The organism is Mycobacterium sp. MUNTM1, from assembly GCF_054660795.1.
On record NZ_BAAGDE010000144.1, the window covers coordinates 1 to 849 of the forward strand.

At 70.3% G+C, this 849-nt stretch carries 2 protein-coding genes; one reads left to right on the forward strand and one right to left on the reverse strand.

What is annotated here, in order from left to right:
- A partial coding sequence (locus ACYQ8K_RS30130) for a TetR/AcrR family transcriptional regulator (RefSeq protein ID WP_459975034.1) occupies positions 1-359 on the reverse strand: 359 nt, incomplete at its 3' end.
- Positions 360-484: 125 nt separating this feature from the next.
- Between ACYQ8K_RS30130 and ACYQ8K_RS30135 the strand changes: the two genes are divergently transcribed.
- Positions 485-849: TetR/AcrR family transcriptional regulator (locus ACYQ8K_RS30135; protein ID WP_459975036.1), on the forward strand; the 365-nt coding region annotated here is incomplete at its 3' end.

Here is an 849-nt window from a genome sequence, read left to right on the forward strand (position 1 = left end):
TCCGCCCGGATCACCCACTCGAACGCCGCGAGGTCGGGGAACTCGCGCATCAGCCGGCCCGATTCGTCGAGCACCGCTTCCAGCCGCGTGATCGCGTCGCCCGGGCGGGCGGCCGCCCGGCGCAGTCGCGGCACCGCGATGTCGGTCCGCGCGGCCACCGCGGCCTTCATCAGTGCGGACTTGTTCGGGAAGTAGTTGTAGAGGCTCGCGCTGGTCACGTTCGCGGTGCGGGCGATCTCACGAATCGTCGCGCGGGCGTACCCCGCCGTGGCCACGCACCGCATGGTGGCGACGACGATCCGCCGACGAGTCTCCTCGCCGCTGGCACCGACCGGACGCCCGCGTTGCGCCCGCGTCACGGTGCTGCCTGCACTGGTCGCATCCTGTCCGTCGGCCGATGGGTCCGAACGGATCGAATATAATCGGACGATCTGGTGTTGGCGCGGAGGTGTGCGGTGCGTGACCAACGGACCCGGGGCGCGGGATGACCGTCACTGGGCCGCAATTGGGCCGGCCGGTGGGTGCCGATGCCGAGCAGACCCGCGCGCGAATCATCACCGCGGCGATGCGCTGTGTGGGCGAAGCCGGCTACTCCCGGGCGACGATTCGTGAGATCGCGCGTGCCGCCGACATGACGAGCGCCAGCTTGTATCACTACTTTTCGAACAAGTCCGAGTTGCTCGAGGCGACGGTCGACGAGATGGACCGGATCGCACTCCCGCGGCTGCGCGCCGCCGCCGCGCGGGCCGACACCGTCGTGGATCGCCTTGCCGCGGTGCTCGACGAATCGGGCCGGTTGATGCGCGAGTTCCCCGACCTCGCGGCGTTCGAGTGGGTGATCCGGGCGGA